At 70.7% G+C, this 23405-nt stretch carries 19 protein-coding genes; 7 read left to right on the forward strand and 12 right to left on the reverse strand.

Annotated elements, in window-relative coordinates; translation table 11 throughout:
• Positions 1-249: 249 nt before the first annotated feature.
• From ABZ471_RS05225 to ABZ471_RS05240, 4 genes are all read right to left on the reverse strand, one after another.
• A complete protein-coding gene (locus ABZ471_RS05225) occupies positions 250-888 on the reverse strand; it encodes a response regulator transcription factor (RefSeq protein ID WP_359062584.1) in 639 nt (212 codons plus the stop codon).
• Entirely contained in the window at positions 885-2084 is a 1200-nt protein-coding gene (locus ABZ471_RS05230; RefSeq protein ID WP_359062587.1) for a sensor histidine kinase, read from the reverse strand. Before ABZ471_RS05230 ends, ABZ471_RS05225 begins: the two co-directional genes overlap by 4 nt.
• A gap of 5 nt (positions 2085-2089) precedes the next feature.
• On the reverse strand, positions 2090-4288 hold the full coding sequence (locus ABZ471_RS05235; RefSeq protein ID WP_359062589.1) for an MMPL family transporter: 2199 nt from the start codon (positions 4286-4288) through the stop codon (positions 2090-2092).
• Between the two features lie 89 nt (positions 4289-4377).
• Positions 4378-5763, reverse strand: a complete 1386-nt coding sequence (locus ABZ471_RS05240) for a hypothetical protein (RefSeq protein ID WP_359062591.1) — start codon at positions 5761-5763, stop codon at positions 4378-4380.
• Between the two features lie 271 nt (positions 5764-6034).
• Here ABZ471_RS05240 and ABZ471_RS05245 point away from each other — a divergent pair, with 271 nt between their 5' ends.
• The 3 genes from ABZ471_RS05245 (at position 6035) to ABZ471_RS05255 (ending at position 8320) form a co-directional block, all read left to right on the forward strand.
• Positions 6035-6301: a hypothetical protein gene (locus ABZ471_RS05245; protein ID WP_359062593.1), complete on the forward strand. Its 267-nt coding sequence runs from the start codon at positions 6035-6037 to the stop codon at positions 6299-6301.
• A 241-nt stretch (positions 6302-6542) separates the two neighbouring features.
• Positions 6543-7529 carry an ATP-binding cassette domain-containing protein gene (locus tag ABZ471_RS05250; RefSeq protein ID WP_359062595.1) on the forward strand — a complete coding sequence of 329 codons (987 nt, stop codon included), beginning with the start codon at positions 6543-6545 and terminating at the stop codon, positions 7527-7529.
• Positions 7526-8320 carry an ABC transporter permease gene (locus ABZ471_RS05255; protein ID WP_359062597.1) on the forward strand — a complete coding sequence of 265 codons (795 nt, stop codon included), beginning with the start codon at positions 7526-7528 and terminating at the stop codon, positions 8318-8320. Before ABZ471_RS05250 ends, ABZ471_RS05255 begins: the two co-directional genes overlap by 4 nt.
• Here ABZ471_RS05255 and ABZ471_RS05260 read toward each other — a convergent pair.
• The 3 genes from ABZ471_RS05260 to ABZ471_RS05270 form a co-directional block, all read right to left on the reverse strand.
• The gene (locus ABZ471_RS05260; RefSeq protein WP_359062599.1) at positions 8298-11477 is read right to left on the reverse strand and encodes a BTAD domain-containing putative transcriptional regulator; all 3180 of its coding nucleotides are present in this window, start codon (positions 11475-11477) and stop codon (positions 8298-8300) included. The genes ABZ471_RS05255 and ABZ471_RS05260 overlap by 23 nt on opposite strands.
• Before the next feature lie 61 nt (positions 11478-11538).
• On the reverse strand, positions 11539-11973 hold the full coding sequence (locus tag ABZ471_RS05265) for a nuclear transport factor 2 family protein (protein WP_359062601.1): 435 nt from the start codon (positions 11971-11973) through the stop codon (positions 11539-11541).
• Positions 11974-12032: 59 nt separating this feature from the next.
• The gene (locus ABZ471_RS05270) at positions 12033-12953 is read right to left on the reverse strand and encodes a zinc-binding dehydrogenase (RefSeq protein ID WP_359062704.1); all 921 of its coding nucleotides are present in this window, start codon (positions 12951-12953) and stop codon (positions 12033-12035) included.
• A 116-nt stretch (positions 12954-13069) separates the two neighbouring features.
• Here ABZ471_RS05270 and ABZ471_RS05275 point away from each other — a divergent pair, with 116 nt between their 5' ends.
• A complete protein-coding gene (locus ABZ471_RS05275; protein WP_359062603.1) occupies positions 13070-14059 on the forward strand; it encodes a LysR family transcriptional regulator in 990 nt (329 codons plus the stop codon).
• Positions 14060-14114: 55 nt separating this feature from the next.
• Here the strand turns inward: ABZ471_RS05275 and ABZ471_RS05280 are convergent, their stop codons facing one another.
• The 3 genes from ABZ471_RS05280 to ABZ471_RS05290 form a co-directional block, all read right to left on the reverse strand.
• Positions 14115-14582 carry a DUF5990 family protein gene (locus ABZ471_RS05280; RefSeq protein WP_359062605.1) on the reverse strand — a complete coding sequence of 156 codons (468 nt, stop codon included), beginning with the start codon at positions 14580-14582 and terminating at the stop codon, positions 14115-14117.
• Between the two features lie 80 nt (positions 14583-14662).
• The gene (locus ABZ471_RS05285) at positions 14663-15463 is read right to left on the reverse strand and encodes a hypothetical protein (RefSeq protein WP_359062706.1); all 801 of its coding nucleotides are present in this window, start codon (positions 15461-15463) and stop codon (positions 14663-14665) included.
• Between the two features lie 286 nt (positions 15464-15749).
• Positions 15750-16628, reverse strand: coding sequence for a winged helix-turn-helix transcriptional regulator (locus tag ABZ471_RS05290; protein WP_359062607.1), 879 nt, complete (start codon positions 16626-16628; stop codon positions 15750-15752).
• Positions 16629-16720: 92 nt separating this feature from the next.
• On the opposite strand from ABZ471_RS05290, the gene ABZ471_RS05295 reads away from it, so the two are divergent.
• The 3 genes from ABZ471_RS05295 to ABZ471_RS05305 all read left to right on the forward strand — a co-directional run bounded on the left by ABZ471_RS05295 (position 16721) and on the right by ABZ471_RS05305 (position 20070).
• Positions 16721-17389, forward strand: a complete 669-nt coding sequence (locus ABZ471_RS05295) for an O-methyltransferase (protein ID WP_359062610.1) — start codon at positions 16721-16723, stop codon at positions 17387-17389.
• A gap of 19 nt (positions 17390-17408) precedes the next feature.
• The gene (locus ABZ471_RS05300; RefSeq protein ID WP_359062612.1) at positions 17409-18332 is read left to right on the forward strand and encodes an MOSC N-terminal beta barrel domain-containing protein; all 924 of its coding nucleotides are present in this window, start codon (positions 17409-17411) and stop codon (positions 18330-18332) included.
• A 445-nt stretch (positions 18333-18777) separates the two neighbouring features.
• The gene (locus ABZ471_RS05305) at positions 18778-20070 is read left to right on the forward strand and encodes a cytochrome P450 (protein ID WP_359062614.1); all 1293 of its coding nucleotides are present in this window, start codon (positions 18778-18780) and stop codon (positions 20068-20070) included.
• Positions 20071-20095: 25 nt separating this feature from the next.
• Here the strand turns inward: ABZ471_RS05305 and ABZ471_RS05310 are convergent, their stop codons facing one another.
• Complete coding sequence (locus tag ABZ471_RS05310) at positions 20096-20665, reverse strand: GNAT family protein (RefSeq protein ID WP_359062616.1); 570 nt, start codon at positions 20663-20665, stop codon at positions 20096-20098.
• A gap of 369 nt (positions 20666-21034) precedes the next feature.
• Positions 21035-23203, reverse strand: a complete 2169-nt coding sequence (locus tag ABZ471_RS05315) for a PQQ-binding-like beta-propeller repeat protein (protein ID WP_359062618.1) — start codon at positions 23201-23203, stop codon at positions 21035-21037.
• Positions 23204-23405: the final 202 nt, after the last annotated feature.

Below are 23405 nucleotides of genomic sequence, written 5' to 3' on the forward strand. Positions count from 1 at the left end.
CCCGGGCTTCACACCTTGTGGGCCCGGAGTCGCCGCGATGATCATCCCTCCGGAGATGCCCGAACGAATTCGCGAAGTCTCTGGTTGACCAAAACTGCAACTCTTATCAAGGTAGCACAAGGCCAGGTGGACTGCCCCGCGTTTCCCTGAATTCCAGGCCGCGCGAGCAGTAAACCTTCAGTCACCGCGCACACATTTCTGTGTCCGCTGTGGTAGATATCCGACGGCCAGGGCACGGCCAGGACATGGCTAGGGCCGCCGCAGGAGTCCCCTCTCCATGGCCACCACCACCGCCCTCGTCCGGTCGTTCACGTCGAGCTTGGCGAACAGGCGCAGCAGATGCGTCTTCACCGTGGCCTCGGCGATCAGGAGGCGTCTGCCGATCTCGGCGTTGGTGAGGCCGTCCGCCACAGCGCTCAGGACGTCGGTCTCGCGGTCGGTCAGCGGGTCCTGGACGGGGCGCCGCATCCGCGCGACCAGCTTCTCGGCGACCCGGGGAGCCAGGACCGTCTCGCCGCGTGCCGCCGCATGGACGGCGTCGACGAGCTGCTCGCGGGTGGTGTCCTTGAGCAGATAGCCGATGGCGCCGGCCTCCACCCCGCGCTCGATGTCCGAGTCGGTGTCGTACGTCGTCAGGATCAGCACCCGGGTACGCGGATACCGGGCGACGATCTCCGTCGTCGTCGCCACCCCGTCGAGCACGGGCATCCGCAGATCGACCAGGGCCACGTCGGGGTCGTACCGCTCGACGAGTTCGAGCGCCGAGCGCCCGTCGCCCGCCTCGCCGACGATCTCGATGGTGTCCTCGCCGGCGAGCAGGGCGAGCACTCCCGCTCGCATCACGGTGTGATCGTCCACCACGACGATGCGCAGCCCTCCCTCGCTCATGCCTCCACCTCGCTCGCCATGGGGATCATCGCCAGGATCCGCGTCCCGTCGCCCACCGAACTCGTCACCGTGAGCCTCCCGCCCAGCTCCGCCAGTCGCTTGCGCATGCCGTCGAGCCCGAAGCCCGTCGACTCCCCGACCACGAACCCGGTTCCGTCGTCGGTGATCTCCAGCTCCACCCCGTACGGACGCCGGACCAGCACCACGCCGACCGTGGACGCGCGCGCGTGTTTGCGCACGTTGGCCAGGGACTCCTGGGTGCAGCGCAGCAGCGCGATCCGGGTCTGCTGGTCGCACTCGAGGTCTGCCAGGTCGGCCTGCACGGCGAGCCCGGTGTCCTCCGCGAAGCGGCGCAGCGTACGGCGCAGCGTCTGCGACACCGAGCCGGACGCCACCCGGCCCGGGCCCGGCCGGCTCGCCGAGCCGACCAGCTCCCGGGCCTCGGCGAGGTTCTCCCGAGCAGTGGACTCGATCGACCGCAGCTGCTGGGCACTGCGCGCCGGATCGTCGGACATCCCCTCCCGTGCCGCCTCCGCGAGCACGATGATCGACGCGAAGCCCTGCGCGAGCGTGTCGTGGATGTCCCGTGCGATGCGTTCGCGTTCGTCCGCCGCGCCCTGCCGCTGGTGAGCCTCGGACAACTGCGCCTGCGTCCGCTCCAGTTCCTCGATCAGCCGTGCCCGCTCGCTGCTCTGCGCGACGACCGAGTGCGCCCACAGGCCGATCAGTACGCCCACCGCGACCACGATCAGGGTGGACACCAGCGTCTCGCCGAAGAACTCCGCCGACCAGCCCTGCCGGACCAGGCTGCCGGTCAGCGTGGCACCGGTGGCCAGTCCGAGGAACCCCATCGAGGCCTTCGGCGTGCGCCCGAACATCCAGTAGTGCGGCAGCGTCACCATGAACAGCGCCGCATAACTGCTGCCCAGATACGCCAGCCCGCCGAGTCCGAGCACGAGCACCGAGAGGTAGACGTGCGGGCGTACGACGGGATTGCCCGGGAAGCGGTCGAGAACCGCGTAGCACAGCACCACGCAGCTGAGCAGCACGAGCGCCCGGTACTTGCTCCCGCCGGGCGGAGCCGCCGTCACCAGCCCGACGGCCATCGCACCGAACAGCGCCCAGCACACCGTGTTCCACCGGCGCAGCGACGTGGCCCAGAAGGCGTCGGACAAGGGGTCGGCGAGAGCGGTCATACCGATCAACGTACGTCGGCCACCGTTCGCCCGTCGGCCACTTGAGCCGGGACGTCCGCCGCCCGCCCCGCCGCCCGCGAGGGCCACCAGCTCGTCTCACCGAGCAGCAGCATCGCCGAGGGCAGGACCAGGATCCGGACGATGAAGGCGTCGAGCAGCACGGCCACCGCGAGGACGAAGCCGATCTGCTTCATCTCGATGATGTGCAGGAAGACGAAACTCGCGAAGACGGTCGTCATCACCACCGCCGCGCTGGTCACGACACTCGCCGACCTGCGGATTCCCCCGAGCACGGCCTGCCTCGTGGACTCGCCCGCGAGCACGGCCTCCCTGATCCGGCTGACCACGAACACCTGGTAGTCCATCGAGAGCCCGAAGAGGATCACGAAGAGGAACAGCGGTACGCGCGACCCGATCGAGCCGGTGGAGTGGAAGTCCAACAGCCCCTCGGCCCAGGTTCCCTGGAACACCAGGACGAGCAGCCCGAGCGCGGCCGCCGCGGACAGCAGGTTCAGTACGACACCGATCAGAGCCAGCACCACGGAGCGGAACGCGTACGCGGTCATCGCGAAGGTGACGAGCAGCAACGCCCCGAGGACCAGGGGGAGTTTGCCGTTCTGATGAGCGGGATAGTCGGTGTACCGGGCGACGTCACCGCTCACTCCGAACTCCGCCCCGCCGATCCGGCCGACGGTCGCGGGCAGGTAGTCCTTCCGCAGGTGGTCGAGGGAGTCGTACGCCTGGTCGGAGTTGCCCAGGTACGGCACCTTCAGTTCGAGCACGCTGATCCGGTGGTCGGCGGACGTCCGGACGGGCGAGGCGCCGGCGAACAGCGGGTCGGCGTCGGCGCGTCGGGCCAGCTCGCGCAGCGCCCCGACGACCTCGCCGGAGCGCGCGGCGTCGGCACGTACGACGACCTGGTGCGTGACCCGCTGGTCCGGGAACGCCCGGTTGAGCCGGTCGTAGACCCGCATGGCGGGGATGTCGCGGGAGTGCGTGTCCCGGCTCATCTCCGTGATCTTCAGCCCGGTGAGCGGGGTGACGAGCGCGAGCAGGGCGAGAACAGAGACGCACAGGGTGGCCAGGGGGTGCCTGCTCGCCGGCCGCAGCAGGGCGGTCCACACGCGGCCGCCGCTGTCGTCACGCGTCCGGCGCGGCGGCTTCCCGCGCTCGGCACGACGCCGCGCCTTGCGCTCGGCCCGGTGTCCGAGCTTGACCAGCAGCGCCGGCAGTGCCGTCAGGGAGCTGGCCACCGCGACCAGGACGACCACGATCGTGCCGGTGGCCAGCGAGGAGAAGATGACGTCGGAGGCGAGGTACAGCGTCGCGGTGGAGGCCACGACCGCGAGTCCGGAGATCACGACCGCCCGGCCCGAGGTGGCCGCGGCCAGCTCCACCAGCGCCTCGGGGCTCAGCCGGCCGGCCGATCGGGTGCGCTCCTCACGCTCCCGTTTGAGGTAGAAGAGCGTGTAGTCGACGCCGACCGCGAGGCCGATCATCAGGATGACGTTCGTGCCGACCCCGGCGTCGGGGGAAAGGTGTGAGGCCACCATCGACAGCCCTACGGCCGCTGCGATCGACGACAGCGCGAGCAGCAGCGGCACCCCCGCCATGGTCACGGACCCGAAGACGACGAACAGGGTGACCAGGGTGACGGGGAGGGTGATCCTCTCGGAGAGTGCCAGGTCGTGGCTGCGCTGCTGGTCGACTCCCTTGCTGATGGAGGGGCTCCCGGTCTCCTCCAGCAGCAGCCGCGGATACGCCTTTCCCACGGCCTCGGTCTGTTCGAGCAGTGCGTCGACCTTGTCCTTCGCGTCCCGTTCCTCGCCCTTCAGGGCCACCTCGACCCTGAGGATCCGGTGGTCCTCGGACAGCAGCGGTCGGGCCACGTCCGCGACCTCGGGCAGCCGCTCCGTCCGGGCGGTCAGATCCTGCGCGGCGGCCTGCGCCGCGCTCCGGTCGAGGGAGCCCGACCGGGAGGAGATCAGCACCTGCTCGGCGGACCTGCGTTCCAGGTGCCCCTCGGCGGCCATCGCCTCCGCTCGGCCGGCCTCGCCGACCCGGTAGTCGGCCGTCATCGCGCTGTGGGTGCCGACGGCACTGCCGATCCCCAGACACAGCACCACGAACACCAGCCAGCCGACGATGGCCCGCCAGGGGTGCCGGGCGCTCCAGCGCGCCGTCCGCACAGTGAAGGAAGTCATGCCCAAAAGCCTTGTCGGTCAGGGCGGTTGGCGGACAGAGGTACCCGGTTGAACTTCGCGTCCACCGATCGGTGGACGCGACGCGCGGTTCAGTTCACGGTGAAGAAGTAGTCGTAGGGCGCCAGTTGGACGCCGGAGCGGGTCGTCGCGTGGACCGTGAGGTCGTAGAAGCCGTCCGAGGCCGGGGTCCAGTCGATGCTCGCGGTGTGGTGGGCGCCCGCGGCGACCGTGACCTCCGGGTCCCCGTTGAAGGAGTACGTGTAGCTCACGACGCCCTTCACCTTCGGCGTGAACGTGAAGGTGCCCGGGACGCCCGCGCCGCCGCCCGAACCGTTCTCGGGGTAGACGTCCGAGGCGACGGTCGGAGTGGTGTCGTAGCTGATGCTCCACGATGCCGCGTCGCTGACCCAGCCGTTCGCGCTCTTGCTGGTCACCTGGAGGGACTCGCCGTAGAGACCGTCCAGCGCGAGCTTCGCCTCCGCCGTGCCGTCCGCCGCCGCCGCGACGTCGACGGTCTTGTCGCTCTGACCGCCGATGGTCCGCACGGAGTAGCTGACGACCGGACTCGTCGACTGGAGCGCGGTGTTGGGCCGGAGCGTGAACGTGGTCGGCCTGCCGAACTCGGGCGACGGGACGGCCGGGGTGACGGTGGGTGCCGTGGAGCTGACGCGGAAGGTGTAGCGGGTGACGGCCGACCCGTTGTAGGCCCGGTCCAGGCTTCGCACCCAGAGGGTCATCGGACCGGCGCCGTTCGGCGGGATCAGGCGGAGCGTCGCCGAACCGTCGGGGGCGTCGGCGCGCTTGAAGTATCTCGTGTCCGCGTACGGGTCGACGGGCTGCGGGATGCCGTGGTCGCCGATGCTGGTGCCGATGACCGGAAGGTCCTGCTGCCAGGAGAACTCGTACCCGGTGACATCGGCGACGCCGCCCGCGCCCAGCGCGAACTCGACCGGCTCGCCGCCCTTGTTCCACTCGTCCGGCGGGTAGTTCGGCGAGGAGAGGGTGGGCGCGTTCGCCGGACGCGTGTTGTCGATCGTGACGTAACAGGGGGCCGACCAGTCCGAGGCCGCGCCCCCGGCCACCGTCTGTGCCCGCCACGCGTAGGTCTGCCCGTCGGCGAGCGCGTCGGCGGGCAGGGTGCCGGGCGACTCGAACCCGGGGGCGGCGTGTTCGCGGGTGACCGTCGTGGTCTGTGCCGGGTCGGCGACCGGCCAGACCTGATACTCCACGGTGACCGGGGAGTTGTCGGTTGCGTCGGTGGTCCCGGGGATGCCCTCGACCACGAGGCCGGTGCCGGCCCAGAGGTACGTGGGACGGTCGGCGTCGGTCGAGCAGTTCCGGTAGCCGTTGAACAGCTGTGTGGGCGTGGTGGGCGTCCCGCCGGCCGCGCTTGCGGGCGAGGCCGCGGCGGCCAGTGCCAGGCCGAGGGTTCCCAGAGAAGCGAGGACGGTGCGCGAGCGCGCACCGAAGGACATGGTCAAGTGGTCCCTCCCGTTGGATGCCCGCATACGGCGCTCTGATGCGCACTGGTGTACGGGCGGCGAGGGGATCGTATGGGGGTGTCGCAGGTCAACGCATGAGAATTAAGGGAGTTGAGCGATCCGCGCTCCGCCCACCCCAATGGCGCCTCATGGTCCACCGGATGGCGCCCTCGATGAGCGCTGTAGGGATATGTCGGATTAGCCTCCGAGATGAGCGCTGAGTGGATCTTTTGATGGTGCGCTCTTCTCGACTCAAGGAGGAGAAATGCGGAAGCTTCACAAGGCCGCTGTCGCGGCCGCGATCATCGCCAGCGTCGGCTCCATAGGCACCGGCACCGCTACCGCCACCGCCCACAGCGCAGTGAGTATGAAGGGCGGCGGGTGCAAGTCCCACGACCTGGACCTCGACCTTCTCGGTGAGGTGAACGTCCTCGGTGGCGTCGCCGGCAATCTGCTCAACGGCGAGGGCAACCCAGGCGCGCAGTTCACCCATGTCGGTTCCGAAATGGGCTGCGATCACGGCGGTTGGTAGCGGTGTCGCCGAGTTCCCCGCACGGGGATTCAACGGCCGGGCCATGACGCCCGGCGCCTGACCGGCCATCAGTGGCCGCTTGTGTTCATGTCAGAGGTGGATGTCAAAGGCCCCGGACCGTGCCTGGTCCGGGGCCTTTGCGCGCAGGTGACCTGCGGGTTTCAACGCTCTGAGGCTCTCTCCGGAGGGCTGAAATCGCGTTGAAACCGTTCTGAACCGCCGCGCCCGCAAGCTCCTCCGCATGAACTCGACGAACCACGAACCCGCGATCGCGGCCACCGGGCTGCGGAAGTCCTACGGGGACAAGACCGTCCTCGACGGAATAGACATCCAGGTGCCCGCCGGCACGATCTTCTCCCTCCTCGGGCCGAACGGCGCGGGAAAGACCACGGTGGTCAACATCCTGTCGACGCTGACCTCCGCCGACGGCGGACAGGCGCGGATCGCCGGACACGACCTCACCGCCGAGGCCCAGGCCGTTCGGGCCGCCATCGGTGTCACCGGTCAGTTCTCCGCCGTGGACGGCCTGATCACCGGCGAGGAGAACATGCTCCTGATGGCCGACCTGCACCACCTGTCCAAGCGCGAGGGACGGCAGGTCACCGCCGACCTGCTGGAGCGCTTCGACCTGGTCGAAGCCGCCAAGAAGGCCGTCTCCACCTACTCCGGCGGCATGAAGCGCCGCCTCGACATCGCCATGACCCTGGTCGGCAGCCCGCGGATCATCTTCCTCGACGAGCCGACCACCGGCCTCGACCCGCGCTCCCGCCACACCATGTGGCAGATCATCCGCGAGTTGGTCTCCGGCGGTACGACCGTCTTCCTGACCACCCAGTACCTGGAGGAGGCCGACCAGCTCGCCGACCGCATCGCAGTGCTCAACGGCGGCAGGCTCGTCGCCGAGGGCAGCGCCGAGGAGCTCAAGCGGCTCGTCCCCGGCGGCCACGTACGGCTGCGCTTCTCCGACCCCGCGGCGCACGCACAGGCGGCGACCGCACTGCGCGAGACGACCCGCGACGACGAGGCGCTCACCCTGCAGATCCCCAGCGACGGAAGCCAGCGCGAGCTGCGCGCCATCCTCGACTGGCTGGACGCCGCCGGCATCGAGGCCGACGAGCTGTCCGTGCACACCCCGGACCTGGACGACGTGTTCTTCGCCCTGACCGGCAGCCCCGCCTCCGCCGACGACCAGACCGCCACCGACACCGCCAAGGAGACCGTCCGATGAGCACCGCCTCGCACGCGTTCCGCGACAACCTCACCATGCTCCGGCGCAACCTCCTGCACGCGCGCCGCTACCCCTCCCTCACCCTGAACCTCCTGCTCACCCCGGTCATCCTGCTGCTGTTGTTCGTCTACGTCTTCGGCAACGTGATGAGCGCCGGCATCACCGGCGGCCACGCGGACCGCGCCGACTACGTCGCCTACCTCGTCCCCGGCATCCTGTTCCTGACCGTGGCCATGACCTCGCTCGGCACCGCGGTGTCCGTGGCCACCGACATGACCGAGGGCATCATGGCCCGGTTCCGCACCATGGCGATCTCCCGCGCCTCCGTGCTGATCGGCCACGTGATCGGCAGCGTGATCCAGACGATGATGGCTCTGGTGCTGGTTCTGGGCATCGGACTGGCCATCGGCTTCCGGCCCGACGCGTCGCCGGTGGAGTGGATCGCGGCGGCCGGCCTGATGGCTCTGGTCAGCCTCGCGCTGACCTGGCTCGCGGTCGGCATCGGTCTGATCAGCCCCAACGCCGAGGGGGCCAGCAACATCGGGACGCCGCTGGTGATGCTGCCGTTCCTGTCCAGTGCGTTCGTGCCGGTGGACGCCATGCCGGGCTGGTTCCGCTGGTTCGCCGAGTACCAGCCCTTCTCGCCCGCCATCGAGACCCTGCGCGGGTTGCTGCTGGGCAGCGAGATCGGCACCAAGAACGCGGTGCTGGCCGTCGCCTGGGGCCTGGGTCTGACGCTGCTGGGCTACCTGTGGTCCAAGGCGAAGTTCAACCGCGAGCCGCGGCGCTGAGTTCGCGCAGTGCGGCGGCCCGCAGCTCGTCCCGTTTCAGGGCGGCGTACGACGACCTCGCGTCGGCGTAGGCCGCCCTGTCGGCGTTCTCGGCAGCCTCCCGGGACCGGGCCGAGGACAAGGTGGGGAACTCCCGTACCGCCGGCATCCGCTCCGCCAGCGCCACCAGCCGTACGGCCGCCGGGTCGCCCCCGGCCAGCCCGACGAAGCCGAGCGCCGTCAACACCGTGCCGTACACCGGGAGTTCCGGCGGAGAGCCGTCCCCCGAAGAACCGTCCCCCGACGCGTCGGACGAGCCGGACAGCATCCCGAGCAGTCGCTCCCGCAACTGTCCGGCCAGCGAGGCCACCGGTTCGAGCCGGCCGTGCTGCGCATGCGCCGCCAGCGCGGCCGACTGCACCTCCAGTGCCCACGGATCCACGAACGGATCGCCCGCGAGCAGCGCGCTGTCCTCCCGTATCCGCTCGACGGCCCGACGCCACAGCCCGAGTCCGACCTCGGTCAGCCCCCGGGCCAGTGCGATCTCCGCCCGGGCCGCCAGATCGGGACTGTAGATCCGCGGGGACTCCGGCTGCTGGTCCAGGGCCGCGAGCCTCAGCCAGTACTCCGCCTCTTCGACCTCCCCGCGCTGCAGACAGGCGAGCACCAGGCCCCAGCGGACGCCGATCGAGTCCGACCAGTCGCCGGCCTCGTCGAGCGCGCTCAGTGCGGCCCGCAGATGGTCGTACGCCTCCGCGCCCTGCTCGGACTTCAGGCACAACTCGCTGACCCGCCCATGACTGAGCAGCCGCATGGCCGGATTTCCGAGCGGCCCCAGCGCGTCGAGCATCCGGCGGGCGCACGCCAGCGCGCGCTCCGTCTCGTGCTCGGCTTCCCACACGTAACTGGCGACGCCCGCCGCCATGCCCGCGAGCAGGGGCGCGTCGGCGTCGCAGAGTTCCTGCAGCCCCGTGTACTGCGGCGGGTGCATCTCCGGGACGGCGCACAGCACGATGGCCAGCGCCCGCGCCAGCGTGTCCGGCGGGGCGGGCGGCAGCCGGCGCAGCGTGACGAGATGGCGTACGGCGTGCGGGCCACGGCCCATGAAAAGGCTGGCCGTGCACACCGTCGCCGCACTGCGGGCCGTGTCGATGTCCTCGGCGTACTCGGGGTTCTCGGGACCGGGCCGGAAATGGGACAGCGGCCCACCGGTCTCGTCGGCGAGGGCGGCGAGCCGGGCGTAGTTGGAGCCGGTGGCCCACAACGAGCCCAGCGCGGCGGTGAGAGCCGCGATGGTGGGCCCGTCGCCGCGGACCAGCGCATACCGCAGGGCCAGGACGAGGTTGTCCTGCTCGGCCAGGACGCGGGTCCACGGGCGCAGCGGGTCGCCGCCGAACAGCATGTCATGGTAGGCACGCCCGAAGTCCCGGGCCCAGAGGAGGAACCGGCCGGTCACCGCCTCCTCCTCACCGGCCTCGGCGCGCCGGGCGGCACTGAACTCCCGCAGCGTCTCCAGCATGTGGAAGCGCACCCCGGTAGGACTGTCGCCCACCTTGACCAGGGACTGACCTGCCAGCTGCTCCAGCTGCGTCAGCGCGTCCCCGCTCTCGCCGAGCACACACTGAGCCGCGTCCTCGGTGAACCCCCCGGGGAACACCGACAGCGCGCGCAGCGCCGCCCGCCCGTCGGGCTCCAGCAGATTCCAGCTCCACTCGACCACGGCCTGCAGCGTGCGATGCCGCTCGGGCGCGTCACGGGCGCCGCCGCGCAGCAGCGCGAAGCGGTCCCGGAGCCGGCGCGAGATGTCGGCCACGGAGAGCACCCGGACCCGGGCCGCGGCGAGTTCGACGGCCAGTGGCAGCCCGTCCAGGTGGCGGCAGATCTCGGCGACCTTGTCGGCAGGCAGTTCCACTCCGGGCCTGGCGGCCCGCGCCCGCTGCGCGAACAGCTCGACCGACGTCGCCAGCGACAGCTCCGGCAGGGCGTACACCGACTCCGAGGTCAGCCCCAGCGGAGCCCGGCTGGTGGCCAGGACCCGCAGCTCCTTCGACCGCGACACCAGTGCCTGTACGAGATCCGCCGCGCCGGGGATCACCTGCTCGCAGTTGTCCAGCACCAGCAGCGCGGGCCCGGCGCCCAGCGCGGCGACAATGCCGCTCACCACATCCCCGCCCCCGGCGAACCGCCCGCCCTCCCCGGCGCCGACGGCCGAGGCCACCTCACCGGCCACGTCGTCGTCGGCGAGGACACCGGCCAGGGTGACGAAATGCACCACGGGCTGCTCGGCCGCGCGGCTCACCGCGTGGGAGAGACGGGTCTTGCCCAGCCCGCCGGGACCGACGACCGTGACCACGCGCACCTCGCGGAGCAACCCGCCCACGGCAGCAACGTCGGCGTCCCGCCCCAGCAGCGGGTTCGGATCGTGCGGCACACCGTGCCGGACGCGTGGCACGTCCGCCCGCACCAACTCCTGGTACACGGACCTGAGTCCGGGCCCCGGGTCGGTCCCCAGCTCGTCCCGCAGCCGGCGGCGATAGGCCTCGTACCGGGTCAGCGCCGCAGCCCGCCCGGCGGTCGCGGCCTCACACCGCAGCAGCTCGGCCAGCACCTCCTCGTCCCGCGGCAGCTCCCGGGCCAGCCCCGCCAGCGGGCCCGCCGCCTCCTCGCGCCGCCCCACCCGGGCGAGCGCGAGCGCCCGGGAGCGGGCCAGCGCACGATGAGCCCGGACCCGCTCGGCGCGCAGCGCCACCACCGGATCCTGCAGGTCCTCGTCCGCCCCGGCGCCCACGCTCCCGTCCCACAGCGCCAGGCCCGCCTCGGCCTGCGCCAGGACACCTTCGTGATCCCCGGCCCGCGCCCGCTCGGCACCCGCCGCCTCGTGCAGCAGCAGCGCGGAACTGTCGACCTGCGCCTCCTCCAGCGCCAGCCGGTACCCCGTCGGCGTGCTCACGACCAGCTCGGCACCCAGTTGCCCCCTGAGCCGCGACACCAGCACCTGCACCGCCTTGCCCGGCCGCTCAGGCAGCTCGTCCGGCCACAGCCCCTCCACCAGCCGACCGGCACTGCAGCCGGCCCGCAGATCCCCGGCGAGCAACGCCAACAGCCCGCGCAGCCGGGGCGCGGTGATCTCCCGCCCTCGATAGGCGACTCGGGACAGCAGAGCCAACTCGGTGGTCATACATGAAGATTAGCCAGCAGGTGCCGGGCGCCGTGAACGTCGCCGATGCCGTCCGTGCCGCTCACTCGGTGCCGGCGGGACTGTGGGCGTTCTCGTTCGGGAACAGGGTTTCGGCCACGTGCCTGGTGTCGGCGTATTCGATGACGGAGGCGATCTTGCCGTCGCGGACCGTGTAGATACCGATGCAGCGATTGTCGTAGGTGCCGCCGTACACGGTCGTGGCCCTGGAGGTCCATTCGGCCACCACGCGGTCGCCCTCCGCGATCGTGCTGACCAGCTCGATCTCCACGGTGCCGGGCACGAAGACCGTTCCCATGGTGCCGAGGAACTCGTTGACGATCTCCTCGCGGCCCTGCCACACCTTGGAGACGGGCAGGTCGCCCGGATAGTGCCAGGTCGCGTCCTCGGTGAAGCTGTCCTGGATGACGTCGGCGTCGCCGTCGCGGACGGCCTCGACGTAGCGGATGACGACGGTCCTGGGGTCGCTGGTGGTCATGTGCGTGCTCCTTCGGTTGTCCTTGCGGTCGTTCTTGCGTCCGGTCGTTGTGGTGTGGATCAGGACAGGGTGAGGACGGCCTTGCCGCGGATGCGGCGGTCGCGCAGGTCGGTGAGGGTGGTCGCGGTGTCGGCCCAGTCCGTGACGTGGCCGATCTCGGGGTGCAGGCGGCCGCCGGCGGTCAGCCGGACGAGCGCCGCCAGGTCGTCGTCGAGGCGGCTGTCCGCGTCGAGGTAGTGGAAATGGCGGACGACAGCCGATTCGGGGCCGGTGAAGAAGTCGAAGAAGTCGAGCGTGGCCGGTGTACGGCTGGCCTGCCCGAACCAGATCAGCGTGCCGCGCTTGGCGAGCTGCGCGAGCGCGAGGGGGAGGGTCTGTCCGCCGGTCGACTCCAGCACGATGTCGTAAGGGCCCCGGGCGTCGGCGACGTCGTGGACGATCTCGGCGGCGCCGAGTTCTGCGAGCCGGGCGCCGCGATCGGCGTTCCTGGTCACAGCGGTGACCTGGGCCCCGGCAGCGGCCGCGAGTTCGGTGACGAAGTGGCCCACGCCTCCGGAGGCACCGGTCAGCAGGATCCGCCGACCCAGCACCGGTCCGGCAGCGCGCAGCAGCCGCAGCGCGGTGAGCCCGGCCAGCGGCAGCGCCGCGCCCTGGAGTACGGAGACGTTGTCCGGCAGCTCGGCGAGCGCGTCGGTCGGCACCGCCACGTATTCGGCCCAGCCGCCTTCCATGGGGTGGCCGACGACCCGCGCGATCCCGGACGGTCCGCTGCCGTCGGCGGCAGGCTGCACCACCAGCCCGGCGATGTCCTTGCCCGGACGCTCGCCGGCAGCGGGCTTCTCCAGCTTGAACGTCTCACCCCGGTTGACCGAGAACGCCTCGACCTTCACCAGTGCCTCATGGGGGCGTGGTGTCGGCTCCGCGACATCGGCGAGCACGACCGGCTCGGCGGGATCTCCGGTCGGTACGAAGGCTTTCATTGCGGTCATCCCCTCGGTGGCGTCTTCTGGGACCATCTGACGGGGTGGAGGGGCGGCTCGGCCAACAACGAATCCGACCGGCCGACAACTTGGCGTTGTCGCATAGGGTCAGCGGCATGGACCTCGACCTCGCACTGGTCCGCGCTTTTGCCGTGACCGCCCGGACACTGCACTTCGGGCGGGCCGCCGAAGAGCTGAACACCAGCCAGCAGGCGCTGTCCAAGCGCATCGCGCGGCTGGAGGAGCTGCTGGCTGTGCGGCTGTTCGAGCGCCAGGGCGGTATCCGGTTGAGCGAGGCAGGGGAGCGGTTCCTGCCGGCCGCGGGCGAGGCGCTTGTGGCGGGCGAGCGCGCGGTCGCGGCGGTGACGGGTGCCGGACCGGTCGTACGGATCGACACCTGGGGGCATCTGTACGCACCGATGCGCACGGTTGCCGACGCGGTACAGGCGCTCGGGCCGGTGCGGTGGGAGCCGGGCCCGGGACGTGACTGGCCGTCCGTCGCGGAGGCGTTGCTTCGCGGCGACACGGACCTGGGATTCGGCCGGGTGCACCCGCTGCCCGACGGCCGGGATGCAGGACTCACCCAGCGTCTGGTGCGACTGGAACCCGTCGACGCGGTGGTCAGCCCGTCCCATCCGTTGGCCGGCGCCGACGCCCTGCGCCCGGCCGATCTGCGCGACAGCGTCCTGTGGTGCCCGGCTGAGCTGAGCCGCCTGGACTTCCTGCGCCGCTTCGCCGACGAATTCCAGATCACGCGGCGGCACGACGGCCCCAACCTGGGCCTGGACCACCTCGTGCAGCACATCCGCACCGAGCCCGACGGCTTCACCCTCTTCCCCGCCGACGCGCCGCTGCCGGACCACTCGGGCCTGCGCTGTGTCCCACTCGTCGAGCCGACCCCGCTGTACGCCTGGTCGCTGGCCTGGCGCGAGTCCTCCCGTCACCCCCTGCTCGACACCTTGCTACGCGGCTTCACCGAAGCCGGCCGTACCCGGCGCTGGCTGGACTACACACCACAGCGTGACTGGCTCCCCGACACCGACCATCCGAAACTCACGGTGCACCCTGACGTCACCAGCACTCACGCCCCGAGCCTCGGGCCATGAGCGGCACGGGCGTGGTGCGCAAACGATGCCTGCGAGGGACGGTGTGCAACCTCTCCTAGCCGGGGCGTTCGGCTGTCCAGGTGATGTGCGGGGGCTCGACTCGTGCGCACAGGGGCCCGCCCTGCGCGTCGGTCAGGCCGAGGCGTCCGACCAGCAGCCCGTCGCGTGCGGCGGCGGCGAGTACGTCGGCGGGGATGACGTCGAGCATGAGCTTGGCGCGGCGGAACATCGTGAAGGTGCCCGACTCGTCGACCGTGCCCCACGACAGGTAGATGAACCGTCGGCCCAGACGGTCCTGCACGTAGGGGCCTTTGATCTCGGTGCCGGTCGGCGAGGCGCTCGTGGTGCACTCCAGGATCCATGTCGCGGACGGTGCGTCGCCGGGCTGTGGCTCCAGGAGTTCGGCCGGACGGTCGCGGCGTTGCACGGCGACGTGGATGTTGCCGTAGGCGGGGACTCTGCCGTCGGCAGGGGCGGGGCAGGTGAGGCCGGGCAGGTCGACGGCGTCGATGCGGATGCGCATAGCCGCCATCATCCCGCCATCGCCAGGGCAGAGGTCAGCCGACCTCGAAGCAGCGCGGTGCGGTGCGGCCGGCCTACGGCTCAGTGGTCGTCGCGGATGGTGGCCGCGATGCCGTTCTTGATCACGACCTCGGCGGTGAAGCCCTTCTTGGCGGCCGTCTCCAGTTCGGCCTCGGTGCACTTGGTGCCGCCCTGGCCGCCTTCACCCGTGTTCGCGTCACCGCAGATGTCGTCGTAGCCCCAGATCTCGGTGTCCTCGGCGACAAGGAACTGCTGCTCGGTGCCCTTCATGTCGGAGACCGTGAACTTGCCCGGCGCCAGGTAGGAGATGTTGCCGAACCAGGTTCCGTCGACACCCTTGCCCTTGTTGATGCCGTCGACGACGGACTCGCCGGAGCCGGAGCCGGAGCCGGAGCCGGAGCCGGAGCCCGAGCCGGCGTCCTGCTGAGCGGCACGCCGCTCGGTCACCAGGGTCGCGATCCCGTTCTTCATCTCCACGTCGGCGCCCACGGCGCCCTTCTTGGTCGCCGCCTCCAGCTGATCCAGCGTGCACGGCGCGTCCACCTTGGACCCCGCCTCGCCGCATATCGTGCCGACGCCGTAGACCTCGGTGTCGTCGGCGACCAGGAACTGCTGGTCGCTCTTGCCCGGCACGGACACGATGTACTTGCCCGGGGCGAGATAGGTGACCTTGCCGTTCTTGAACGAGCCGCTGACACCCTTGGAGCTCTTGGAACCCGACGCCTTTTCCGCGACCGCCGCTGCGCCCGTTCCGCTCTTGCCGGACGCGCTGTCGTCGCTGCCGTTCTGGCACGCCGTCATCAGCAGTCCGGCGGTGATCGCGGCAGCGGCGACGACGGCCTTGCGCAGGTGGCGGTTCATCACGGGAGGTTCCTTCCGGGGTGGGGGGTGGTAACCAGCGGTTTCCCGCTCTGCGTCGACTGTAGGGAGACCGAGAGCCGCAGGCCCCGCCCGTCTTCCCTTCAGGACCCCGCCGTGGCGCAGCCGTGACACAGCAACGCATCGGCTGTGAACGGCAGTTCGTCGACGCGCCGCCTTGCGTCACGGGGCCGCACCGCATCCGCAGCCGTGCGACGGACGCGGCGGGCCGAGTGCAGCCGCCGCCCGGTGCGCGTAATTCGGTGCACGAGATCGAGGTGCGGGCCGGTTAGCCGATCGCCTCGGCGAGGGCGAGGGCGTCCGACACGGCGGTGGGGATGTCGCTGATGGGAAAGCGTGCGTGCCGTACGACGCGGTCCGCTCCGATGACGAGGATGAGCCGCTTGATGCGCAGGTTCTGCCCGGCTCGGAAGGTCGGCAGGCGCAGCGCCGCGGTGAGCTGGAGCCGGTCGTCGGACAGCAGGGGGAACGGCAGGTCCTCGGCCTGCGCGAAGACGGCCTGCTCCGGTGCAGACTGGGTGCTCACACCGTGGACGGCGATGCCGGCGGCCCGGAACAGCGGCCAGGCGGCGCGGAACTGCCGGTTCTCCAGCGTGCAGCCCGCGCTGCCGGGTACCTGGGGTGGCGAGAGGTCGGCGGGGATACCGGGGATGCCGGTTGCGGGGTAGGCGAACAGGACCGTTGCCCGGGCCTCGGTGGCCACGGGGTCGTGCTCCGCGCCGTCGGTTCCGGGCAGCCGCAGACCGGCCGGGACGGGCTCGCCCACGAGGGCGGCGACCCGGCGGGCCTCGGCTCCCTCGTCGGGGGCCCGGCCGGTGAGCGTACCGTCGCCCAGCAGCCAGCGGTCGGCCCAGTCCTGCAGCGAGACCAGCACCGGGACGAGCCCGCGGCCCCGCTCGGTCAGCACGTACTCGTAGCGCGGCGGACGGTCCTGGTAGCGGCGGCGCTCCAGCACCTGGTGCTCGGTCAGGGTGCGCAGTCGTTCGGCGAGGACCTTGCGGGAGACGGCCAGTTCGTCCGCGAGCCGGTCGAAGCGCACGTGTCCGCGGGCGATCTCCCGCAGCACCAGCAGGCTCCACCAGTCACCCACCACGGCGGCGGCCTGCGCGATGCCGCAGGCGTCGTCGGCCACGCGCCGTGGACTCATCGCCGCTCCCCGGGAAAACCTTTGACAGACCGTCGGAGAGGCATAGTAGGTTCCCTTTCGGAACTCTGGCGAGTATCGAAAGGGAACCCAGTATGTCCCAGCAGACCTGGACCGCTGTCGACGACTACTTCAACGGCCTGCTGGTCGAGGAGGACGAGGCTCTGCTCGCGGCCGCCGCGGACAGCGACGCGGCCGGGCTGCCGCCGCACCAGGTCGCGCCCAACCAGGGCAAGCTGCTGAACCTGCTGGCGACGCTCCAGGGCGCCCGCACGATCCTGGAGATCGGCACCCTCGGCGGCTACAGCACCATCTGGCTCGCCCGGGCCCTGCCGGCGGACGGACGCCTCGTCACTCTGGAGGCCGACGAGCAGTACGCCGCCGTAGCCGCCGCCAACGTCTCCCGCGCCGGGCTCGACCACATCGTCGACCTACGCGTCGGGAAAGCCCTGCACTCACTGCCCCGGCTGGCGGACGAGGGGGCGGGCCCCTTCGACCTGGTCTTCATCGACGCCGACAAGCCCTCCAACCCCGCCTACCTGGAGTGGGCGCTCAAGCTCACCCGGCCCGGCAGCGTCATCGTCGGCGACAACGTCGTCCGCGACGGCGCGGTCACCGACCCCTCCGGCGCCGACCCGCGCGTCCAAGGTGTCCGCCGCTTCACCGAGCTGATCGCGGAGCATCCCCGGCTCACCGCCACCACCATCCAGACCGTCGGTACCAAGGGCTACGACGGCTTCACCCTCGCCCTCGTCACCGCCTAGCAGAGCAGGAGGGGACGGCATGGCCCGCGTCGTCGAGTTGTCGTACTACCCGATCAAGGGGTGTGCCGGGGTGTCGGCCCGCGAGGCGCTGCTGACGCCTGCCGGTCTCGCGCACGACCGCAGCTTCATGGTCATCAGTGAAGAGGGCGTGTACCGCACCCAGCGCCGTCATCCCCGACTGGCCCTGATCAAACCCGCCATCAGCGACGACGGCGAACGACTCACCCTCCATGCGCCGCACGCCGAGCCGCTGGATCTCTGCGTGGACGCAGCGGGCGCTCGTCGGCAGGTGGACCTGTTCGGAACTGCCTACCAGGGCATCGACCAAGGTGGCAGGGCCGCCGAATGGCTCTCCGACGTGCTCCGCGAGCGCAGCCGCCTGGTACGGGTGCCGCCGGAACACGACCGGGTGACCGACGGTCGGACCCCGGGCACCTCCGGCTACGCCGACAGCTGCGCCCTGCACGTCCTCTCCCGCTCCACCCTCGACCTGCTCGACCGGAAGCTGGCCGAACGGGGTGCCGCAGCCCTGCCCGTGAACCGCTTCCGTCCGAACATCGTGATCGACGGCTGGGACGAGCCGCACACCGAGGACCGGGCCCACGGACTGAGTATCGGCACTGCCGAGCTGGGCTATGCAAAGCTCGCCATCCGCTGCGCCGTCACCATGGTCGAGCAGGAGTCGGCGGAGAAGGCGGGCCCCGAACCGCTGCGCACCCTCGCCGGCTACCGGCGGGCGGCCGAGGGCGGAGTCGCCTTCGGCACGAAGCTCGCTGTGCTGCGGCCCGGCAGAGTACGCGTCGGTGACCACGTGACCGTCACCTCCTGGGGCGAGTCCGAGCTGCGCCCCTCCCACCGCGTGGCCGACCGCCGAACAGCCCCGGCGGTACGGCCGTCTCTGCCACCGGCCTTTCCTGAACGGGCGTCAAAGATGGTCCCGTAGGCGGGAGTCGGCCACGCGTCGTCATGAGCCGGCCTCCAGCGCCGGAGCGACGTCGGTCGGCTGTGGGCTCAGCCCGAAAGCACGCGCCTTATATTCATGCGCACGACTGCAAGTCTATATATCCCGTATGTGTCATATAGGTCGTATGTGGCAGTATGGCGTATGTGGCATTTGATGCTGACGGGAGCTTCTTCAGTCAACCCTCAGCTGGGAGGTCTCAGACAGGCGTGAGGAGTGCACCATGATCGCCAAGCTGCTCGGCAAGCTGTCCTTCGCCCGCCACTACGGTGCGTACGGGGAACACGAATGGGACGCGTACGCCGGCGACGACTCGGCCTGACCGCACTGCCGGTAGGCGCCCCCGGGCGCCTACCGGCTCCCAGCCACGCTGCCGACGGCATCGGCCTGGACAGGTACGAGAGCCAGGGACGATCTCATGGGCCGAATGAACGAGCCGCCGCGGTTGCCCGACGGCGGCTTTGCCGCCTGGAGCCGCGACCGGCTGGCACTGGCGCGCCGTGGCGCTGCCGAGTGCGGGGACGTCTGGCAGCTGGAGTCCGGTGTCTACGTAGCCGCTACGGCCGGGCCGTGTGAAGACGTCCTGCGCCGCGCACAGGACTTCCCCAAGGCACCCTCGCCTCTCTTCCCGCCGTTGAAGCGGTCGAGCGGAGCACCGACGCCTGAGGAGCGCGCCCACGCTCACGCCGCCCGCATGCGCGGACTGCGCGCGCATGCGGTTGCAGCCCGGATCGGTGAGATCGCGCCCAGGGCCGCTCGATTCGCTGACCAGTGGCCCACGGATCAGGACATCGAGATTCTGCCCCCGGTCCGGCACGCCCTGGCGGAGATCGGCGTGCACTACCTCTTCTCCGAAGACGCTCCCGCCCTGCTGCCCCTCGCCTCACAGCTCTTCCTGGCCCGGGAGGTGCTCGTACGCCCCTCGCCCTGGGTATGGCCGCGCTGGATCCCCACACCGGCACGGCGGTTCCGCACACGGCAGCAAGTCGCCTTCACGAACGCTCTGCGGCCCATCGTCCGCCGGCGCCGTTCATCGGGCCGGCTCGGTGACGACCTGCTGGGACAGATGCTCCGGCCCTCCTCCCGCTACGGCCCACTGCCGGAAGAGGCCATCCTCGACACTCTCCCCGGAATCACCGTCGCCACCTTCGAGACACCTTCCCGGGCAGCCGGATGGATCCTGCTCTACCTGGCCCGGTACCCCCAGGCAGCGGACCGCGTCGCGGCCGAAGCCGCCTTGCTGCCCGCAGACCCGGCCGCGACGACCAACACCCACCTCGACAGCCTGCAATACACGCAGGCACTGGTACGCGAGGTGCTCCGACTGCACCCGCCGAGCTGGCTGCTGACCCGGCGCGCCACGCGGCAGACTCAGCTCGCCGGCTACACCATCGACGCCGGTTCCACCGTTCTCGTCTGCCCCTACACCGCCCACCGCGACGCACGGGAACACGCAGAGCCGGACCAGTTCCAGCCCGAGCGCTGGCTCGACGATGCGGGCTCGCTGCCGAAGCCCGGGGTCTTCCTCTCCTTCGGTACCGGGCCGCATGGCTGCGAGGGAGTCGCTCTGGCCATGGCGATGCTGACGCTCCTGACTACGCAGATCGCCCGCCGCTACCACCTGAGCGAGCCGCCCGGACCGGAACCCAGCTTCCAGGTCACCACCTTCGAAGGTCTCGCAACTGCCGGCTTGCGCCTGCGTGCCACCGTGCGCGGCTGACGGCAGTCACGCTCGGACGACCAGCTCATGGTTCGCCCATCGTGTGTCGCCGGCCGAACTCGTCGGCGAGCATGCCCATCATGACGAGGTCGTGGTGCCGGCCCGCAAAGAAAACGTGTTCCCGCAAGCGACCCTCCTCGGTGAAGCCGAGCCGACGAGTCAGTTCCAGCGATGCCTCGTTGTCGGCGAAGACCGCTGCCAGGCATTTGTGATAGCGCCGCTCGGCAAACATGAAGCGCAGCAGCAGCACCAGGGCTTCTGACGCGTAGCCCTTGCGCCGGTGGTCGGCGCCGATCATGACATCGAACTCGAACCAGCCTGAACGAGGGCCGGTGCGATGTGAGCCGACTGTGCCGACCAGCTCTCCCGTGGCCGTCGTTTCGACTGCCAGTCGAAAGCGGTCGTCATCGCACTTGGCGACGGATCGCTCCTTCGCCCAGGCACGGTAGCTCTCGGCGGACCGCGGCAGATCCAGCCGGCTCCCTCGCCCGTCGTCGTCGGCGAAGTGCGTGAACGCTGTCCAGTCGTCGGGCTCGATAGCGCGTAGGCGTACCCGTCTACCAGTCCAGGACGATGCCATGCCGTATTTGATCACGCAGCAGTGCGCGCGAGACCGAGAGGCACGCCGAGGCAGGCGTTGCCCGCCATGCGTCCAGGTGGAGCGCGCCACTGTACGAACGCCGACCTCCTTGCTGCGGAGGCCGAGGGGGTGCCCGGATAGAAGTCACGGGCACCCCTCGTTCCGGCCGGTCAGTACAGGGTCCGGTCTTATGGGCACGCTACGGGCACGCACCCACATGGGGGCGCTCCGCGGGGACGGGACCGCCCCGCTGCGGGTGGGACACCTGCGGGTGCGGGATGCCCCCGGCACATCGGCTCGCAGATGCACACTCCGGAGTACCGGCCCCGCTGCTGAGGGACCGACGAAATGCGCCGCACGGTGCTCGGCGATTCCCTCGGCCGGTCAGGTGGGATCGTCCGGGCTCCGGGAGAAGGCCGTGTCGCCGGCCATCGCCACGATGGCGTCCTTGACGAGCAGCACTCGCGGCGGGTACCCCTGCGCCTTGTCTCCGGGGTCGTCCAGTGCGGAGGTGCGCCAGACCTCCGCTCCGGTGCGGCTGTCCAGTGCCAGCAGACGGCCGAAGCGGTTGGAGAAATAGATCCGCTTGTACGTCGCCGACACCGCGGGCGCGGACAGGCTCTCGACGTCCGTCACCTTCTGCCAGAGTTGTTTGCCGCTGTCCGCCGACACCGCGGTGACCGACCCGTCGGACCGGACGAAGTAGACGACGCCGTCCACAAGGGTGGCCGCGCCGGTCAGCGGATGTGCCAGCGGTATCCGCCTGACCTGCCCGGTTTCCAGGACCACCCGCAGCAGCGCGTTGTACGGTCGTTCGTACCCGGCTTCGTACACGTCCTTCGCGGTCTGGGGTGCGAGGAACAGGGGTTGCCCGCCGACGGCGCCGAGTGCTTGCGCCTTCTTGGGCAGTGTGGCGGTTTCGGTCAGGCTGCCGGGTCCGAGCTTCATCAGCTCGACCGGGGCCTGGCCGGGCTCGGTGGCCTTCGAGCACAGGGCGTAGGGGATGCCTCCCAGCGCCGACGGAGTGCAGTACTCGTCCAGCGAGGGCGCCTGCCACAGTTCCTTGCCGGAAGGCTCGTAGGCCACGAACGACGAGTGGTCGGGAGACAGGGTCAGCAGTCCGCCGTCGTACAGGACCGCCTCCTCGGACGGGCTGATGTCGCGTTGCCACCGCCGGCGCCCGGTACCGGCGTCGAGGGCCACCACGCGCCTGGTCCTGTCGTCCGGTTCCTCGTACATGTAGACCAGCCCGTCGCGAACGCCGATCGGCTGTGCCCCCTGAGGGCGGCTGCCGGTCCGCCACAGGGTGCGGCCGGAGGCCGCGTCGATCCTGGCGGCCGTGAAGCCCGTACCGCCGCAGAACAGGGCGCTTCCCTCTGCCACGCATCCGGGGCTGTCGTAGTCGAGAGGAACACCCTTCACGTCGTACCGCAGCTCCTTCTGCCACGGCCGCCAGCCGGCGGGCAGTAATGCGGTACGGGCGGTGGCTGCGGCGGAGGCGGCGGTCTCGGAGGCGGTGGTGGTGTCCGGATCGGACATGAAGACACCCACCCCGATACCCAGCCCCGTGACGGCCAGCGCCGCGCCGAGGCCGGTGAGCAGCATCCGGGCTCGACGTCGCTTGCCGGTGCCGGTGCCGGTGCCGGTGCCGGTCGCGGCGCCCGTGGAGGTGGTGGCCGCGCTCCGAGAAATGAGGCGGACCCGGGGTTTCGCGGACCTGGTCTTCGGGGACCCGGTGGCATCGGATTCCGGCAGCGCCTGGAGCATGCGGTGTATGTCCGTCAGTTCCGGCCGTGCGGCCGGGTCCTTGTCCAGGCAGCGCTCGACAATGCCCAGGAGCGCATCGGGCACCCCGCCGAGGTCCGGGGTTCCGTGCACCACCTGATAGCCGGTTATGTACGGGCTGTCGGCGTCGAACGGTCCCGTGCCGACGGCCGCGAACACCAGTAGTGACCCCAGCGAGAACACGTCCGAGGCCGGGGTGACGTCTCGGGGAGCGGCCAGTTGTTCCGGTGACATGAAGGGCGGAGTGCCGATCATCCGCCCGGTCGTGGTGAGGCTCTGGTCGTCAGCAGCGCGCGATATGCCGAAGTCGATGACGCGCGGCCCGTCCTCGGTCATCAGGACGTTGCGCGGCTTGAGGTCCCGGTGCACCAGGCCCGCCCGGTGGATGTCGCGCAGCGCCTCGGTGAGCCCCAGCCCCAGCGCGCGCAGTTCCCGCTGGCTCAGCGGGCCGTTCTTTTCCACGACTTCGGCAAGGTTGAGCCCCGGCACGTAGAGCGTCGCCATCCACGGCTGGTCGGCGTCCGGGTCGGCGTCCACGACAGGGGCGGTGAAGGCACCGCTCACTCTGCGCGCTGCCGAGATCTCCTGCCGGAAGCGCGTCCGGAACTCCTCTTCCTGGGCATACGGCCCGCGCACGAGCTTGACTGCGACCTGCCGTCCCGAGGCGGAGACTCCCAGATAGACGACTCCCATGCCGCCCGCCCCGAGCCGACCGCGGAGGGTGTACCCGCCTATGGACTCCGGGTCCCCGGTGCTCAGGGGCGTCATCGCCGATCATCCTTCCCAGCGCCTGCCTGCCTCACGTGGATCAGAGTAGGGCCTGCCGCCCCGGAGACGGAGCCGCTCATATCGCGCGTCGGTGCCCCTGTGCCCCTGAGCCGTGCGCTGGGTCATCCGTCCGGATGAGGGCTCAACTCCTCGCCTCCGAGCCGAAGTCGAGGCCGAAGCCGATGTCGCAGTGCGTCGAGGC

Source organism: Streptomyces sp. NPDC005728 (genome assembly GCF_040630895.1).
In the GTDB taxonomy this organism is placed as follows: Bacteria; Actinomycetota; Actinomycetes; order Streptomycetales; family Streptomycetaceae; genus Streptomyces.